Origin of the sequence: Kitasatospora sp. NPDC085464 (assembly GCF_044541955.1) — a bacterium.
GTDB lineage: Bacteria > Actinomycetota > Actinomycetes > Streptomycetales > Streptomycetaceae > Kitasatospora.
This window is the reverse complement of record NZ_JBITTM010000029.1, coordinates 12,492-29,724: the sequence shown is the minus strand read 5'-3', so window position 1 is coordinate 29,724 and position 17,233 is coordinate 12,492. Positions and strand designations below refer to the sequence as shown.

The 17,233-nt window shown below is 72.9% G+C and carries 12 protein-coding genes; 6 read left to right on the top strand and 6 right to left on the bottom strand.

Translation table 11 applies throughout. From position 1 onward, the window contains the following. Positions 1–27: 27 nt before the first annotated feature. Positions 28–843, bottom strand: a complete 816-nt coding sequence (locus tag ACIGG8_RS24980) for a site-2 protease family protein (protein ID WP_396550854.1) — start codon at positions 841–843, stop codon at positions 28–30. A gap of 197 nt (positions 844–1,040) precedes the next feature. Between ACIGG8_RS24980 and ACIGG8_RS24975 the strand changes: the two genes are divergently transcribed. Next, positions 1,041–4,403: an AfsR/SARP family transcriptional regulator gene (locus ACIGG8_RS24975; RefSeq protein WP_396550852.1), complete on the top strand. Its 3,363-nt coding sequence runs from the start codon at positions 1,041–1,043 to the stop codon at positions 4,401–4,403. 141 nt (positions 4,404–4,544) lie between these two features. On the opposite strand, the gene ACIGG8_RS24970 is transcribed toward ACIGG8_RS24975, so the two are convergent. The 3 genes from ACIGG8_RS24970 to panB form a co-directional block, all read right to left on the bottom strand. Further along, positions 4,545–5,357 carry an ABC transporter permease gene (locus tag ACIGG8_RS24970; RefSeq protein WP_396550850.1) on the bottom strand — a complete coding sequence of 271 codons (813 nt, stop codon included), beginning with the start codon at positions 5,355–5,357 and terminating at the stop codon, positions 4,545–4,547. Continuing rightward, positions 5,354–6,376 carry an ATP-binding cassette domain-containing protein gene (locus ACIGG8_RS24965; protein ID WP_350523294.1) on the bottom strand — a complete coding sequence of 341 codons (1,023 nt, stop codon included), beginning with the start codon at positions 6,374–6,376 and terminating at the stop codon, positions 5,354–5,356. Before ACIGG8_RS24965 ends, ACIGG8_RS24970 begins: the two co-directional genes overlap by 4 nt. A 161-nt stretch (positions 6,377–6,537) precedes the next feature. Beyond that, the gene (gene panB / locus ACIGG8_RS24960; RefSeq protein ID WP_350523295.1) at positions 6,538–7,407 is read right to left on the bottom strand and encodes a 3-methyl-2-oxobutanoate hydroxymethyltransferase; all 870 of its coding nucleotides are present in this window, start codon (positions 7,405–7,407) and stop codon (positions 6,538–6,540) included. Positions 7,408–7,718: 311 nt separating this feature from the next. On the opposite strand from panB, the gene ACIGG8_RS24955 reads away from it, so the two are divergent. The 3 genes from ACIGG8_RS24955 to ACIGG8_RS24945 all read left to right on the top strand — a co-directional run bounded on the left by ACIGG8_RS24955 (position 7,719) and on the right by ACIGG8_RS24945 (position 11,543). After that, entirely contained in the window at positions 7,719–9,329 is a 1,611-nt protein-coding gene (locus tag ACIGG8_RS24955; protein WP_396550847.1) for a DHA2 family efflux MFS transporter permease subunit, read from the top strand. A 183-nt stretch (positions 9,330–9,512) separates the two neighbouring features. Next, on the top strand, positions 9,513–10,166 hold the full coding sequence (locus tag ACIGG8_RS24950; RefSeq protein ID WP_350523297.1) for a TetR/AcrR family transcriptional regulator: 654 nt from the start codon (positions 9,513–9,515) through the stop codon (positions 10,164–10,166). A 330-nt stretch (positions 10,167–10,496) separates the two neighbouring features. After that, complete coding sequence (locus ACIGG8_RS24945; RefSeq protein ID WP_396550844.1) at positions 10,497–11,543, top strand: endonuclease/exonuclease/phosphatase family protein; 1,047 nt, start codon at positions 10,497–10,499, stop codon at positions 11,541–11,543. A gap of 6 nt (positions 11,544–11,549) precedes the next feature. Here ACIGG8_RS24945 and ACIGG8_RS24940 read toward each other — a convergent pair whose 3' ends face one another. After that, positions 11,550–13,304: an NAD+ synthase gene (locus ACIGG8_RS24940; RefSeq protein WP_350523299.1), complete on the bottom strand. Its 1,755-nt coding sequence runs from the start codon at positions 13,302–13,304 to the stop codon at positions 11,550–11,552. Positions 13,305–13,555: 251 nt separating this feature from the next. On the opposite strand from ACIGG8_RS24940, the gene glnA reads away from it, so the two are divergent. Together glnA and ACIGG8_RS24930 are read left to right on the top strand one after the other, a co-directional pair. Beyond that, on the top strand, positions 13,556–14,917 hold the full coding sequence (gene glnA, locus ACIGG8_RS24935) for a type I glutamate--ammonia ligase (RefSeq protein WP_097238167.1): 1,362 nt from the start codon (positions 13,556–13,558) through the stop codon (positions 14,915–14,917). A gap of 182 nt (positions 14,918–15,099) precedes the next feature. Further along, complete coding sequence (locus ACIGG8_RS24930; protein WP_396550842.1) at positions 15,100–16,311, top strand: hypothetical protein; 1,212 nt, start codon at positions 15,100–15,102, stop codon at positions 16,309–16,311. Positions 16,312–16,411: 100 nt separating this feature from the next. Here the strand turns inward: ACIGG8_RS24930 and ACIGG8_RS24925 are convergent, their stop codons facing one another. Then, a complete protein-coding gene (locus ACIGG8_RS24925; protein ID WP_396550840.1) occupies positions 16,412–17,164 on the bottom strand; it encodes a class E sortase in 753 nt (250 codons plus the stop codon). Positions 17,165–17,233: the final 69 nt, after the last annotated feature.

Here is a 17,233-nt window from a genome sequence, read left to right as displayed (position 1 = left end):
GACCGGGCAGGGCCGGCCGCCCTCGGATCAGTTGTCCCAGAAGCGGAACATCGCGTAGCCGAGGTCGGAGACCCGGCCGTCCACCCCGAACAGCCCCATCAGCCCGTGCACCGCCTCGAAGAAGAGGTGGTTGACCTGGGGCTGCCACAGCAGCGCGAACACCGCCAGCATCCCGTACGGCGCGAACGGCTCGACCGCGCGCCGGGTCTTGGCCGACAGCCACGGCTCGACGATCCCGTAGCCGTCGAGGCCGGGCACCGGGAGCAGGTTCAGCAGTGCGGCGCTCAGCTGGAGCAGGCCGAGGAAGGCCATCGCGCACTCGATCGGCTTGTACGGGTCCACGCCGAAGGCCCAGACGTACACCCCGCCGTCGCCGTGCAGCCACCCCGCGCCGACCGGGATGAGCAGCACCGCCGCGAACAGCACGTTGACCAGCGGCCCGGCCGCCGAGACCAGGCTGTGCTTGAGCCGGCCGTGGATCCGGTGCCGCTCGATCCACACCGAGCCGCCGGGCAGGCCGATGCCGCCGAGGATCACGAAGACGATCGGGAGCACGAAGCTCAGCAGCACGTTGGTGTACTTCAGCGGGTTGAGCGTGAGGTAGCCCTTGGCGCCGACGGTGATGTCGCCGCCGTGCAGCGCGGTGCGCGCGTGGGCGTACTCGTGCAGGCAGAGGGAGACCATCCAGCCGGCGACGACGAACAGGAACACGCCGAAGGAGCTGTTCCCGTAGTCGGCGTACACCGCCCAGGCGGAGGTGGCGAGGACGGCGAGGAGCACCCAGAACACCGGGCTGATCCGGCGGTCCTCGCTGCGGGAGCGCGGCGTGGCGGCGAAGGTCATGGTGTGGATGCTCCGTGGGCAGGGGGAGGTCGGGATGCGGGCCGGGGTCGATCATGCCGGGCGGGCCGGTGACCGGACAAGCCGCTCCGGGTGAACGTCCGAACGCCCGGCCGCGTTCCGTCGCGGGTGCAGGCGGGCGCCGGGAGTTCCAGCACAATTGTGCGGCCGTACCCGCGCCGATCGACCAGAATGGTCCGGTGCACTACGGCATCCTCGGGACGACCACGGCCCACCACGACGACGGAACCCCGGTGCCCCTGGGCGGCGCCCGGCTGCGGGCGCTGCTCACCGCGCTGGCCCTGCGGCAGGGCCGTCCCGTCCCGGCCGACCTGCTGGTGGACGAGGTGTGGGACACCGACCCGCCGCAGGACGCCTCCGCCGCGCTGCAGACCCTGGTCGGCCGGCTGCGCCGCACCATCGGCCGGGACGAGGTCGGCTCCGGCCCGGCCGGCTACTGGCTGACCGGCCCCGGCACCGACCTCGCCGACTTCCAGCGGCTGAGCGCCGAGGGCCGCCGCGCCCTGGACACCGGGGACGACGCGCTCGCCGCCGAGCGGCTGCGCGCCGCCCTGGCGCTGTGGCGCGGCCCCGCCCTCGCCGACCTGCCGGACCGCACCGGCCCGGCCGCCCGGCTGGAGGTCCAGCGCGAGGAGGCCCGCCGCCACCGGATCACCGCGGACCTCGGGCTCGGCCGCGCCGCGGAGCTGGTCGCCGAACTCGCCGAGCTGTGCGAGCGGCAGCCGTTGGACGAACCGCTGCAGCTGCTGATGATCCGGGCGCTGCAGGCGAGCGGCCGCACGGCGGAGGCGCTGCGCCACTACGAGCGGACCAGGCGGGCGCTGGCCGCCGAGCTGGGCGTCGACCCGGGCCGCCAACTGCAGTCCCTCTACGCCGAGTTGCTCGCCCCCGCGGCCGAGGCGGACCCGGACCCGGCCCCGCTGCCGGCGCCGGCCGAGGACGCGCCGGCGCCCCGGCTCCCGCGCGCCGGCGGCAACCTGCGCGGCCGGCTGACCAGCTTCGTCGGCCGCGAAGCCGATCTCACCGCGCTGCGCGGAATGTTGACGGACCGTCGGCTGGTGACCCTCATCGGCCCCGGCGGCTCCGGCAAGACCAGCCTCTCGGTCGAGGCCGGCCGGGCCGAACAGGGCGCGGGCGCCTGGCCGGACGGCGTCTGGGTGGCCGAACTCGCCCCGCTGGAGAGGCCGGAGGCGGTGCCCGCCGCCGTGGTCTCCGCACTGGGCCTGCGCGAGATCGTGCTGCACAGCACCAACATGGTCGCCGAAGTGATCGAGAAGCGCGCCGAGGACCCGCTGCGCCGGCTCGTCGAGCACTGCGGCCACCGCCGGATGCTGCTCGTCCTGGACAACTGCGAGCACCTGATCCAGGCCGCCGCCGACCTCGCCGACGTGCTGCTCGCCGAGTGCCCGGGGCTGACCGTGCTCGCCACCAGCCGCGAGCCGCTCGGCGTGCCCGGCGAGACGGTGCTGCCGGTCGAGCCGCTGCCCGACCCGGTCGCTCTGCGGCTGTTCGCCGAGCGCGCCGCCACCGCCCGTCCCGGCTTCGACCCGCAGGGCGACCCGGAGGCCTGCGCCGAGATCTGCCGCCGGCTGGACGGGCTGCCACTGGCCATCGAACTGGCCGCCGCCCGGCTGCGGGTGATGACGGCCCGCCAGATAGCCGACCGGCTGGACGGCCGGTTCGCGCTGCTCACCGCCGGCAGCCGCACCCTGCTGCCGCGCCAGCAGACCCTGCGCGCGGTGGTCGACTGGAGCTGGGACCTGCTGGGCAAGCGGGAGCGGGCGGTGCTTCGCCGGCTCTCGGTGTTCGTGGGCGGCTGGCAGCTGGAGGACGCCGAGGCGGTCTGCGCCGACGGCCTCGACGTGGCCCCCGGGGAGGTCGCCGACCTGCTGCTGTCGCTGGTCGACAAGTCCCTGCTGGTCGCCGACCTGGACGGCGCCAGCCTGCCGCGCTACCGGATGCTGGAGACCATCCACGAGTACGCCACCGAGCGCCTCGCCGAGTCCGCCGCCGAGCGCGTCGCCGCCGAGGCCCGTCACCTGGCGCACTTCCGCGCGCTGGTCGCCGAGGCCGAGCAGCAGATCCACGGCCCCCGGCAGCTGCACTGGCTGGCGGTGCTGGAGCGCGAGCAGGAGAACATCCGGGCCGTGCTGCGCCGCGCGATCGACCTCCGGGACGAGGAACAGGCGCTGGTCCTCTGCCTCGGCATGAGCTGGTACTGGTCGCTTCGCGCCTACAGCATGGAGGCCCGCGGCTGGTACGACGCGGTCGCCGCCCTGGGGCCGGACCCGTTCGGTCCCGACGCCCCGCCGCCGCTGCCGCTGGAGCGCGACGTGCTCGCGTACGGCGTGCCGATGCCCGAGGGCGTGCTGGAGGAGTCCCGCCGGCTGCTCGCGATGTACCGGCTGATGGGCCTGTTCGAGGGGAACCTGGACGTGCTCGGAGACCCGGAGGCGGTCGAGGTGTCCCGGCAGCTGCTGGACGCCTACGGCCCGGAACTGCCGCAGTCCTACCGGTTCCCGGCGCTGATGCGGGTGTTCGGCGCCTTCCTGGCCGGCCGGCTGGAGCTGATGAAGGACCTGCTGGACGACGCCGTCCTCGGCTGCGAGAAGTACGGCGGGCCGGGCGACCTGGCCTTCATCCTGCAGGTCCGGGCACGGATGATGAACGACTGGCCGACCGGAGCCGAGCAGAGCCTGCGTGACGGCGAGCGCTCGCTGGAGCTGTACGAACGGGCCGGCGACCTCTGGGGGGTCTCCCAGGCGCTGGCCGCGCACGGGGAGAGCCTGGCCGGCCAGGGCGAGTCGCAGGCCGCCGCCGCCGCGTACGCGCGGGCGATCGAGCTGGCCGAGGAACTGGGCGCGCCGCAGGAGGTCCCGATCCTGCGGGTGCACCTGGGCACCGCCATGCTGGAGCACGACATGGAGCGCGGCGAGCGGATCGTCCGGGAGGCACTGGCCTCCGTGGACGCCCCGGGCACCAACCAGTCCACCACCGGAGCCCTGATGTTCGGCCACCTGACGCTGTGCGGCATCCACGCCGTGCGCGACGAGCACGAGGCGGCCCTGGCCGAGCTGGACACCCTCGACGTGGTCAGGGTGGGCGGTTTCGCGCCGGGCATCGTGGACGGGATGCTGCTGAGCGCCCGGGGCTGGATCGTCGCCCGGGCCGGGGACCCGGACCAGGGCTTCGCCCTGCTGCAGGAGGGCCGGCGGCTGCTGCGCGCCACGTCGGCCACCAGCGGGTTCGCCGAGCACGTGGCGGTCATGGTGGTGCCTGCGGTGGCCGCGGTGCTGGTGAGCTTCGCCCAGCGGGACGGGGACCTGGAGCGGGCCGAGGCCGCCGCCGTGCTGCTCGGCGCGCACACCGGACTGCACGGCCCGAAGGGCGGCTACCTGGACCGGGTCGAGCGGGAGCGCTCCGCCGGCGCCCTGCGGGAGCTGCTCGGCGACGCCGCCTTCGAAGCGGCCCGCACCCGTGGCACCGGGATGACCCAGGCCCAGACCCACGCGCTGATGGACGAGTTGATCGGCGAGGGCTGAGGGCCCGGCGGGCCGGTGCCCGTCCCCTGGTCACCGGCCCGCCGGGCCCTCGCGACGGCCGGTGCCTGTCCCGGGCGGCCGGCCGTCCCGTCCGGCGGCCCTCCCCCACGGGGGGCCGACGGTGGCTCTTCTCCGTGGAGCTCAGGTCCGCTTGCGGAAGCGGGCGACCGCCAGCGGGGCGAAGACCGCGGTCACGGCGGCGGACCAGACCAGCACGATCATCACCGGGTGGGCCACCGCGCCCTCGCCGTTGAGCAGCGCACGGGAGGCGTCGGCCAGCGCGGACAGCGGGTTGATCTTGGTGAAGGACTGCAGCCAGCCCGGCATGGTGTTGGTCGGGGCGAAGATCGAGCTGCCGAACTGCATCGGCATCAGGACCAGGATGGCCACGCCCTGGACGGCCTGGGCGCTGCGCAGCGCCATGCCCAGCAGCATCGAGATCCAGACGATCGACATGCCGAACACCAGACCCAGGCCGACCGTGGCCAGCACCTCCAGCGGGCCGGTCTTCACCTCGAAGCCGATGCACATCGCGAAGCCGATCAGGATCGCGAAGGAGAGCAGCCCGCGGAGGGTCTCGGCGGCGATCTTGGAGAGCAGCACGGAGGCCCGGCCGATCGGCAGGGTCCGGAAGCGGTCCATCACACCGGTCTGGAAGTCGCTGTTGAGGCCGGTGCCGACGGCCATCGCGAGGGTGAGGCCGGTCTGCCCCAGCAGGCCGGGGACCAGGTACTGCTTGTAGGTGTCCTGGTCGCCGGCCATCGCACCGCCGAAGACGTAGACGAACAGCACGGTGAAGATGATCGGCATCAGCACGGCGTCGAACATCGACTCCGGGTCGGCCTTGATCCGCATCAGGTTGCGCCGGGTCAGCGCGCCGACGTGGCGCAGCGTCCCGGACAGGCCGATCCGGGAGTCCTCCACCCGGGCGGGGGCGAGTGCGGCGGTGGTCATGCGACGGGCTCCTTGGCGAGGCTGGGGGCGGGCTCCGCGTCGGCGGCGGGCTTGCCGGTGATGGCGAGGAAGACCTCGTCGAGGCTGGGCACCTTGGTGTCGATGCCGGCGATCGCGAAGCCGCGGCCGCCGAGCACGCCGATCACCGCGGTCAGCTGCTCCTCGTCGGTGATCGGCACCGCGAGCAGGCCGGTGTCGGCGGAGAAGGTGGCGCTGGTGATGCCGCTCTCGCGCAGGCAGCGGGCCATCTCGGGCAGGTCGGCCGGGCGGACCGGGCGGACCTGCAGGGTCTGGCCGCCGACCTTGGCCTTGAGATCGGCCACCAGGCCGTTGGCGATGACCTTGCCGCGGTCGATGACGGTCAGCTCGTTCGCGAGCTGCTCCGCCTCCTCCATGTACTGGGTGGTCAGCAGCACGGTGGTGCCCTCGGAGACCATCCGCTGCACCTCGTCCCAGACCTCGTTGCGGGTGCGCGGGTCCAGGCCGGTGGTGGGCTCGTCCAGGTAGAGCACCCGGGGCCGGCCGATCATGCTGGCGGCCAGGTCGAGGCGGCGGCGCATGCCGCCGGAGTAGGTCTTGGCGGTTCGCTTGGCGGCCTCGGTGAGCGAGAAGCGCTCCAGCAGCTCGGTCGCGCGGGCCTTGGCCTCGCGGCGGGGGAGGTCGAGCAGCCGGCCGATCAGGTAGAGGTTCTCGTACCCGGACAGGAGTTCGTCGACGGAGGCGTACTGGCCGGTGAGGCCGATCGTGCGGCGCAGCTGCTTGGGCTGGCGCAGGACGTCGTAGCCGCCGACGACGGCGGTGCCGGCGTCCGGCTTGATCAGCGTGGAGAGGACCCGCACCAGGGTGGTCTTGCCCGCGCCGTTGGGGCCGAGCACGCCGAGGACGGTGCCCTCCTTCACGGTGAGGTCGACCCCGTCGAGGGCCTTGGTGGTGCCGTAGTGCTTGACGATGCCGCGGACCTCGACGGCGTTGCCGACGGCGGCTCCCCGGTCGTTCGGGGCGGTGGCGATTCGTGTCATGCCACCAGGTTGTCCGCCCCGGCTGTCAGCCCCCTGTCAGCCGGGCGGCGGCCGTGGCACCCCGCTGCCAGGCGGCTGTCACGCCGCTGTCATCCGCCGGCGGGGCACGGCAGCGCCCCCGCTCCGACGGGCGGAGCGGGGGCGGTGGGTCGTACGGCCCGTCAGTGGAAGGTGTGCTCCTCCGCCGGGAAGGCGCCGCCGCGGACGTCCTCGGCGAAGGCCCGGGCGGCGTCGCCCAGGACGGCCCGCAGGTTGGCGTACTGCTTGACGAACTTCGGCACCCGGCCGGCCGTCATGCCGGCCATGTCGGTCCAGACCAGCACCTGGGCGTCGGTGTCGGGGCCGCCGCCGATGCCGACGGTCGGGATCGCGAGCTGCTCGGTGACCTGGGCGGCCAGCTCGGCCGGCACCGCCTCCAGCACCACCGCGAAGGCGCCCGCCTGCTGGACGGCCTTGGCGTCGCGCAGCAGCTGGTGCGCCGCCTCGTCGCCGCGGCCCTGGACCGGGTAGCCGCCGAGGGCGTGCACGGACTGCGGGGTGAGGCCGATGTGCGCCATCACCGGGATGCCGGCCTCGACCAGCAGCTCGATCGAGCGGGCGCTGCGCTCCCCGCCCTCCAGCTTCACCGCGCCGACGCCGGCCTCCTTCATCAGCCGGGCCGCGTTGTGCATGGCCTGCGCGGGGGACTCCTGGTAGGAGCCGAACGGCAGGTCGGCGACGATCATCGACCGCTTGGTGCCGCGGACGACGGCGGCGGAGAGCATCACCATCTGATCCATGGTCACCGGGACGGTGGTCTCGTAGCCGAGGTGGCAGTTGCCCGCCGAGTCGCCGACCAGCAGCACCGGGATGCCGGCCTCGTCGAACACGCCCGCGGTCAGGGCGTCGTAGGCGGTGAGCATCGACCACTTCTCGCCGCGCTGCTTGGCGGAGGCCAGGTCGCGGACGGTGATGCGGCGGTTGGTGACCCCGCCGTAGAGGGTGGCGGTCGACGCCTGGTTCTGGGCAGGCGAAGGCGAAGAAGCGTTCATCGAACGGACTCCTGAAGGGTTGTCGTCTCGTGGCGCCGTGCGGCGTCCCCGGATCCCCTCCATGCTTGCACGCCCCGGCGTGCGCGCAAAGAGGGGTGCGTTCGTCCCGGTGCGATCCGTGACACACCGGGTCCGGTCGTGGTGGCACACCGGGCCCGGTCGTGGTGGGCGGAGGCGGCGGGCTTTGCCTCGTTTTTGCGAAACGGGGTCGTCTCGTATCGTATTCCCGGCTACTCTGGTGCGGGGGGTTACGAGACGTATCCGGCTCGGAATTACCCGCCAGTGCCACACCAACACGGACGGGAAGACCAATGACCACCGCAGCCGCGCCACCCCGCGTGCCGGAAGCCATCCACCGCCGGCGCTGGGCGATCCTCTGCACCCTGGTGCTCGCCCTGCTCGTCGTCGTGCTCGACAACTCGATCCTCAACGTCGCGATGAAGACCATCGCGACCCCCGCTCCGGTCGGCCTCGGAGCCACCCAGAGCGACCTGGAGTGGTCGATCAACTCCTACACCCTGGTGTTCGCCGGGCTGCTCTTCACCTCGGGCCTGCTCGGCGACCGCTTCGGCCGCAAGCTCGCGCTGCTGGCCGGCATGGTGGTCTTCGGCATCGCCTCGCTGCTGTCCTCGATGGCCGCCTCGCCCGGTGAACTCATCGGCTTCCGCGCCCTGATGGGCGTCGGCGCCGCGCTCGCGATGCCCGCCACGCTGGCGATCATCATGAACGTCTTCGAGCGCTCCGAGCAGCCCAAGGCCATCGGCATCTGGGCGGGCGCGGTCGGTCTGGCCATCGCCATCGGCCCGATCACCGGCGGCGTGCTGATCGAGCACTTCTGGTGGGGCTCGGTCTTCCTGATCAACGTCCCGATCGTGATCGTCGCGGTGATCGCGATGGCGGTCCTGGTGCCCGAGTCCAAGGACCCCAACCCGGGCAAGCTCGACCCGGTCGGCGTGCTGCTGTCGATCATCGGCCTGGTCGCGCTGATCTACGGCATCATCAAGGGCGGCGAGCTGGCCGACTTCACGGCCGTCGAGGCCTGGGCGCCGACCCTGATCGGCGTGGTCGCGCTGGTCGCCTTCGTCTGGTTCGAGCGCCGCACCGCGTTCCCCGCGCTGGACGTCAGCTGGTTCCGCAACAAGGTGTTCAGTGCCTCCGTGGTCGTCGTCGGCGTGATCTTCTTCGCGCTGATGGGCGTCTCCTTCTTCGGCGTCTTCTACATCCAGAGCGTGCGCGGCTACAGCGCACTGCAGGCCGGCCTGCTGATGCTGCCGCTGGCCGTCGCCCAGCTGCTGTTCGCGCCGCGGGCCCGGCTGGTGGTCGACCGCATCGGCGTCGCCGCCACCGCCGCCGGCGGCATGCTGCTGGTCGCGCTCGGCTTCGTCGGCTACACCGTGCTGACCGCCACCAGCCCGATCTGGGTGCTGATCGTGCTCGGCCTGGTGATGGGCGCCGGCATGGCGCACGTCATGCCGCCGGTCACCGTCGCGATCATGGGCTCGCTGCCCCGCGAGAAGGCTGGCGCGGGCTCGGCCGTCAACAACACCTTCCGCCAGGTCGGCGGCTCGCTGGGCGTCGCCGTGCTCGGCGCGGTGCTCTCCACCGTCTACCGCGACGGGATGTCCGACACGCTGAACCAGCTGCCCGAGAACCTGCGGGACAAGGCCGGCGAGTCGCTGGAGGCCACCCTGGCCATCGCCGACCGGATCCCGGGCGGCAAGGCCCTGATCGGCCCGGCGAACGACTCCTTCATCCACGCCATGCACGTCGTGGCCTCCCTCTCGGTGGGCATCTCGGTGCTCGGCGCGCTGGTCGCCTGGTTCCTGCTGCCGCGTCGCTCGGCCGCCCCCGGTGCGCCGGCCGGTCCGGCCCCCGAGCAGCGGGACGAGCCCCTCGCCGAGACCGCGGCCGCGGACGCCTGACCTGCGGTCCGACCGGACGGCGGTGAGGCCTCGAACACGACTGGGTGACAATGGCCCTGTCCCCCCGGGTGCGCCCGAGGGGGCAGGGCCTCGGTCCGACGGCGGGCTCCCGCCCGCCGCACGGACCGTCAACGACACGGACGGCGCCCGCGCGCCCGCGGACAGCGAGGGAGTACAGCGGGGATGAAGACGGACACCCCGACCGCCGACACCGATCAGGACTGCGCCGCCGACAGCGGCCAGGCCTGTGCCGCGGCACGCCGCGGCCGGCCCCGCAGCGAGGCCGCCGAGCAGGCCATCTTCGGCGCGGTGGTGGACCTGATGTCGGGCGGCACCACGATGTCCGAACTCACCATCGAGGGCATCGCCACCGCGGCGGGCGTCGGCAAGGCCACCATCTACCGGCGCTGGCCCAACAAGGAGGCCCTGCTGGTCGACGTGGTCGGCAAGCTGGAGGTCCCGATGCCGGAGCCGACCGGCCGCGGCGCGCGGGCCGACCTGATCGAGATGATCGACTACATGCGCCGGCGCGGCCTCGCCAAGCGCACCCGCTGGGTGCTGAAGGCCGCCCTGGGCCAGATGCACAGCCTTCCCGAGCTGCACAACGCCTACCGCGAACGGGTGGTCAAGCCGCGCCGCGAAGCCGGGCTGAAGCTGATCCGCCGCGCCGTGGACGAGGGCGTGCTCCGCTCCGACCTCGACCTGGACCTGCTCGGCGACCTGCTGATGGGCCCGATCCTCTACCGCAGCATCCTGTGGGACGACTCCGACCTGGAGGACCCGGACCTCGCCCGCAAGATGGTCGATTCGCTGATCGGAGGCCTCGGGCCGCGCTGACCCCGGCACCGGCCCGCCGTGCGAGGTCGCGCCGGCCCGGGCACCGGCCCGCCGTGCGAGGTCGCGCCGGCCCGGGCACCGGCCCGCCGTGCGAGGTCGCGCCGGCCCGGGCACCGGCCCGCCGTCCGGGGCCGCCCGGGCGCCGCACCGGCCGGACGTGGCCTAACTCACCAATCCGGGCCGCGCCGGAACCCGCTCCGGGGGCCTGACGTCTGTCCCGGCATAGGCTGAGCCGGGTATCCGATCGAACCGGCACCGGTCCGGTGCCGTGCCCGTCCCACGGGCCGGACCCCGGACCGGCGGCCGGCACGAGCGAACGGGAGCCACGGCATGACGCAGGCGGACAGGACCGAGCGGATCGCGGCCCCCGGAGGTGCCGACGAGTCGGCCCCGGCGGCGCGGTCCGGCGGCTTCCTCGGCCTGCGGAACTGGGGTCGGGACGCCCGCGGCGCCACCACCTGGCGGCGCGGCCTGGTGATCGCCGCCCTGGCCGGGCTCACCGCCGCGCTGCTCGCCTTCCACGCCGAGGTGCCCAACGGCGCCGGCAACCTCGGCAGCCTGCTGGAGACCTTCCTGCCCTGGCTGGGCCTGGCCGTCCCGGTGCTGCTGGTGCCCGCGCTGCTGCGCCGCTCCGCCACCGCGCTGCTCGCCCTGCTGCTGCCCGTGGTGCTCTGGGCCAACCTGTTCGGCGGCCTGCTGATCGACCGGAGCGGCGGCAAGGGCGAGTGGAAGGTGGTCAGCCACAACGTCGCCGCCGCCAACACCGACGTGCCGGGCACCATCCGGGGGCTGGTCGCCTCCGGGGCCCAGATCGTCGCCCTGCAGGAGCTGGCGGGCCGGGCGCTGCACTCGTACGAGACCGGGCTCGCCGAGGCCTACCCGTACCACACCGTGGAGGGCACGGTCGGGCTCTGGTCGAAGTACCCGATCAGCGGGGTCGCGCCGGTGGACCTCAAGATGGGCTGGACCAGGGCGTTCCGCGCCCAGGTCGGCACCCCGCAGGGTCCGGTCGCGGTGTACGTCGCGCACCTGCCCTCGGTGCGGCTGAAGGCCGAGGGCGGCTTCACCGTCAACCAGCGGGACGCCAGCGCGCAGGCGCTCGGCGACGCGATCGAGGCCGAGCCGATCAAGAAGGTGCTGCTCCTCGGCGACCTCAACGGCACCATGAACGACCGCAGTCTGGCGCCCGTCACCTCGCAGATGCGCTCGGCCCAGGGCGCCGCCGGGGACGGCTTCGGCTTCAGCTGGCCGGCGTCCTTCCCGATGGCCCGGATCGACCAGATCATGAGCAAGGGCGGGCTCGAACCGGTCGACTCCCGCACCCTGCCCCGGGACGGCAGCGACCACCTCGCGGTGGTCGCCACCTACCGGTACTGAAGGCTCCTAGCCGCGCCGCCAGCGGTTGGTGATCGGCAGTCGGCGGTCCCGGCCGAAGTTCTTCACCGAGATCTTGGGGCCCGGCGGGTACTGGCGCCGCTTGTACTCGGCGGTGTCGACCAGCCGCACCACCCGGTCCACCACGGCCGGGTCGAAGCCCGCCGCCACGATCGCGTCCCGGCCCTCGTCGCCCTCGATGTAGCGCGCCAGCACGCTGTCCAGCAGGTCGTAGTCCGGGAGCGAGTCGGTGTCCTTCTGGTCCGGCCGCAGCTCGGCGGACGGCGGCTTGACGATGGTGTTCTCCGGGATCGGAGCCACCTCGCCGCGCCGCTCGGCCTCCTCGTTGCGCCACCGGGCCAGTCGGAAGATCAGCGACTTGTAGACGTCCTTGATCGGCCCGAACGCGCCCACCGAGTCGCCGTACAGGGTCGAGTAGCCGACCGCCAGCTCGCTCTTGTTGCCGGGCGCGAGCACGATGTGCCCCTCCTGGTTGGAGATCGCCATCAGCAGGGTGCCGCGCAGCCGGGACTGCAGGTTCTCCTCGGCCAGGCCGGTCAGCTCGGTGGCGGCCAGGTAGGCGTCGAACATCGGGGCGATGGAGACGGTCCGGAAGTGCAGCCCGGTGCGGCGGGCCAGCTCGGCCGCGTCGCCCTTGGAGTGCTCGGAGGAGTAGCGGCTGGGCATCGACACGCAGTACACGTTCTCGGCGCCGATCGCGTCCACCGCGATCGAGGCCACCAGCGCGGAGTCGATGCCGCCGGAGAGGCCGATCAGCACCGACCCGAAGCCGTTCTTGGCGACGTACGCCCGGGTGCCGGAGACCAGCGCGGCCCAGATCTCGGCCTCGTCGGACAGCCGCGGCGCGACCCCGGCGTCCGCCCGGTCGGCGGGCGCGGGCACCGGCTCGCCGCCCAGCTCGGTACGGACCAGGTGCAGCCCGTCGCTCAGCAGCAGGCCGTCCGTGTGGTCGCTGCTGGCGGCCGGCAGGTCGAGGTCGAGCAGCAGCAGGTGCTCCTCGAACTGCGGGGAGCGGGCGAGGACTTCGCCGTCCGCGCCGACCACGATCGAGTCGCCGTCGAAGACCAGCTCGTCCTGGCCGCCGACCATGTTGACGTACGCCAGGGTGCAGCCCGCCTCGGCCGCCCGGCGCCGGACCAGCTCCAGCCGCTGGTCGTCCTTGTTCCGCTCGTACGGCGAACCGTTGATCACCAGCAGCAGCCCGGCCTCGGCCTCGCGGGCCGCGGTGACCCGGCCGCCGTCCTGCCAGATGTCCTCGCAGATCGCCAGCGCGACGTCGACCCCGTGCACCCGGACCACCGGCAGCTGGTCGCCCGGGACGAACCAGCGGAACTCGTCGAACACGCCGTAGTTGGGCAGGTGGTGCTTGGCGAAGCGGGTCACCACCTCACCCCGGTGCAGCACGGCGGCGCAGTTCTGCGGGGACCCGGCCGGGCGGTTGAAGCGCGGCGACGCGTGGTCGGAGCGCCCGAGGTAGCCGACCACCACGGGGACCTCGCCCAGCCCGTCGGCCGCCAGCCGGCCGGCCAGCTCGACCAGCGCACCGCGGGAGGCCTCGACGAAGGAGTGCCGCAGGGCGAGGTCCTCGACCGGGTACCCGGTGAGGGCCATCTCGGGGAAGGCGACCAGCTGGGCGCCGGCCTCCACGGCCTGCTTGGTCCAGCGCACCACCTCATCGCTGTTGCGGGCGAGGTCACCGACCCAGGGGTCGATCTGGCTCAGGGCGAGACGGAGATTGGGCATGTCCCCGAGTGTAATCGTCTATCTGACGCAATGTCCCGCGAGGGGGTCGCTCCGGGGTCCTCCCGGCGCCGTCCTCTGGTCCTCCCTTGGTCCTCCCTTGGTCCTCAGGGGAGGTTCCGGAGGTCTTCCCGGGGGTCGGCACTGCCGTGCCGCCCGGTGATCGGCCATGATGGGGGCATTCGCCGGCAGGGGTCTTCCGGTGGCCTCCCGGGCGTAACACGAGCGTAAAGAGCAGAGGTGAGACTGTCCCCATGGGCAAGCAGCAGCAGTTCGTGCTTCGGACGCTCGAAGAGCGTGACATCCGGTTCGTCCGGCTGTGGTTCACCGACGTGCTCGGGTTCCTCAAGTCGGTCGCGGTGGCCCCGGCCGAGCTGGAGCAGGCCTTCGAGGAGGGCATCGGGTTCGACGGCTCCGCGATCGAGGGCTTCGCCCGGGTGTACGAGTCCGACATGATCGCCAAGCCGGATCCGACCACCTTCCAGATCCTGCCGTGGCGCTCGGAGACCCCGGGCACCGCCCGGATGTTCTGCGACATCCTGATGCCGGACGGCTCGCCGTCCTACGCCGATCCCCGGTTCGTGCTCAAGCGCACCCTGGAGAAGGCCTCCGACCTGGGCTTCACCTTCTACACCCACCCGGAGATCGAGTTCTTCCTGCTGAAGAACCTGCCCGGCGACGGCACCGCGCCCATCCCGGCCGACCAGTCCGGCTACTTCGACCACACCCCGCGCGGTGTCGGCCACGACTTCCGCCGCCAGGCGATCACCATGCTGGAGTCGATGGGCATCTCGGTCGAGTTCTCGCACCACGAGGGCGCCCCCGGCCAGCAGGAGATCGACCTGCGTTACGCCGACGCGCTCTCCACCGCCGACAACATCATGACCTTCCGCCTGGTCATGAAGGAGGTCGCGCTGGAGCAGGGCGTGCACGCGAGCTTCATGCCCAAGCCCTTCTCCGAGCACCCCGGCAGCGGCATGCACACCCACGTCTCGCTGTTCGAGGGCGACCGCAACGCCTTCCACGAGTCCGGTGCCGAGTACCAGCTCTCCAAGGTCGGCAGATCGTTCATCGCCGGCCTGCTGAAGCACGCCGCCGAGACCGCCGCCGTGACCAACCAGTGGGTGAACTCCTACAAGCGGATCTGGGGCGGCTCCCAGCGCACCGCCGGCGCCGGCGGCGAGGCCCCCTCCTACATCTGCTGGGGCCACAACAACCGCTCGGCGCTGATCCGGGTGCCGATGTACAAGCCGGGCAAGCAGGGCTCCACCCGGATCGAGGTCCGCTCCCTCGACACCGGCTGCAACCCCTACCTCGCCTACGCCGTCACCCTCGCGGCCGGCCTGAAGGGCATCGAGGAGGGCTACGAGCTCCCGCCCGGCGCCGACGACGACGTGTGGGCGCTCTCCGACTCCGAGCGCCGCGCCCTCGGCATCCAGCCGATGCCGCAGAACCTCGGCGAGGCCATCGACCTGATGCAGCGCAGCGAACTGGTCGCCGAGACGCTGGGCGAGCACGTCTTCGACTTCTTCCTGCGCAACAAGCGCCAGGAGTGGGAGGAGTACCGCTCCGAGGTGACCCCGTTCGAGCTGCGGAAGAACCTCCAGGTCCTCTGACGGTCCGTCAATCACCAGGCGGGCCCGCTCCGGTCGGAGCGGGCCCGCCTGTTTCGTGCGGCATCCTCCGCGCACGCTAATCCGTTGGGCCAATCCGACGACTCTGCAGCGGTGCGAACCGCGGTCGAGTGACCCAGGGGCGTATTCAGAAGATCCGTTTTACGGATCATCCTGGAGTGTCCATGCGTACTCGAATCACCACCCTGGTCCTGTCCGGACTGGCCTCGGCCACGCTCGTGCTGGGTGCCGGTCACACGGCCTACGCCTCGTCCTCCGTCGACCACGGCACCGCCTCCGAGTCGGCAGGGGCCCAGGGCGAATGGGTCGACAGCCTTCTGCGCCTCGCCGGGGACGGCACCGGCTTCTCCGGCAACACCTGGACCGTCACCAGCCGGAGCATCATGCGGTCGGACACGCCGGAGCCGGCCGACCCGGAGTCGAACGAGGCCATCGAGCCGGGCGACGCCACCGAGCCGGGTGACGCCGCAGAGCCGGGCGACTCGGTCCAGGTGGGCGAGGACGGCGCCGAGCGTGGCCGGCCGATGGGCGAGCCGGCGGCGCCCGGGCTCCCCGAAGGAGCCGCGGCCGGCGGCGCGTCCTGCGGGGAGGAGGGCAGCCCCGGCCACCACGAGCTCCCCGAGTGCGTCTGCCCGCCCGGTGAGCACGGTGAGCACGGTGAGCACGGTGAGCACGGTGAGCACGGCGGCCACGAGGGCCATGATGAGCACGGCGAGCACGGCGAGCACGGCGGCCACGAGGGTCAGGAAGGCCACGGCGGGCACGAGGGCCATGGCGAGCACGGTGAGCACGGCGGCCACGAGGGCCACGGTGGTCACGAGGGCCACGGCGAGCACGGCGGTCAGGACCAGGGGCAGGGCCAGAACGGCGAGCAGAACCAGGCCCAGGGCCAGGAGCAGGCGCAGGGTCAGGAGCAGGCCCAGGGCCAGGCCCAGAACGCCGAGCAGAAGCAGGACGGTCGGCAGGACCAGAAGGTCGACCTCACCGTCGTCGTCCAGAACGTCGTCACCAACAACCTCGACAACAGCGCGAACAACAGCGCCGCGAGCACGTCGAACAACAGCTCCACCAGCAACTCCAACAACTCCGCGCACCAGTCGGCCGCGCAGAGCAACAACCTGTCCAACCACCAGAGCCAGAGCAATCACCAGGCCGCGCAGAACGTGAACAAGGCCAAGTTCGCCGCGCAGGAGGGGTCGCACAAGCCGGCCCCGCAGGGCGGGCACCACGGCGGGGGCGAGCAGCACGCGGCCGGGCACCACCACCACGGCGAGCTGGCCCACACCGGGAGCCAGACGCCGCTGCTGGCGGCTCTCTCGGCGGCGTTCCTCGTGGCCGGCGCGGCAGCCATGCGGATCAGCCGACGGCGTGTATGACGCGGCAGCGGGTGACCGACGGGCGGTGCGCGGAGAGCGCACCGCCCGTCGGTCTTCCGTCCCGGTTTCCGTCCGCGCTCCCTCCCGGGCCCCGGCCCCGTCAGCGCAGCTCGGGGGGCGGCGTACGGCCCGGATCCATCGGCCGTTCGTCGACCAGGCTGCCCCAGACGGCCATCCGGTAGAGCGAGGTGTAGACGGGGGTGCAGGTCGTCAGGGTGATGTAGCGGCCCGGCCCGGTGTACGGGGAGCCGGTGGGCACCGGGGCGATGACACCGGTGTCGTCCGCGGAGGTCTCCGGCAGCGTGGCGTCGACCCGGTAGACGTACCAGCGGTCGCGGGTCTCCACGACCAGCGGGTCGCCCGGCTTCAGCCGGTCCAGGTCGTGGAACTTCGCGCCGTGCCCGTCGCGGTGGGCGGCGAGGGCGAAGTTGCCCTGCGCGTCCCAGGGCATGGCCGAGCGGTACGGCGTGGTGTAGACGCCGGCGACCCCGTCCGCGAGGGTGTCCTCGTCGGTACCGATCCTGATCAGCACCTCGTAGCCCGCGCCCAGGGCCGGCACGTGGAGGAACCCGATGCCTCCGCCCGCGTCGAACGGGGGCGGCGCGGCGGCCGCGGCCCCGGAGGCCGAGGGCGTCGGGACGGTCGGGGCCGCGGCCGACCAGGACCGGCGGAGCTGTTCGGCCGCGACCCCGGAGTGCCGGTCGGCCGTGAGGTTCGTCCACCACAGCGAGTAGGTGAGCAACAGGGCGAGCAGGACGCCGATGGTGAACAGCACGTCGCCGAGCGCGCCGAACGCGACCCGCAGGGGGTGCCGGCGAGGTGCTCGTCCCTCGGTCGGGTGCTCGATTGCCATGGTTCGTCCCTTCGGCCGCCGCGCCGGCCGCCGCCGGGGGCGTCCGGGCTGGTCATGCGCGTACTCCAC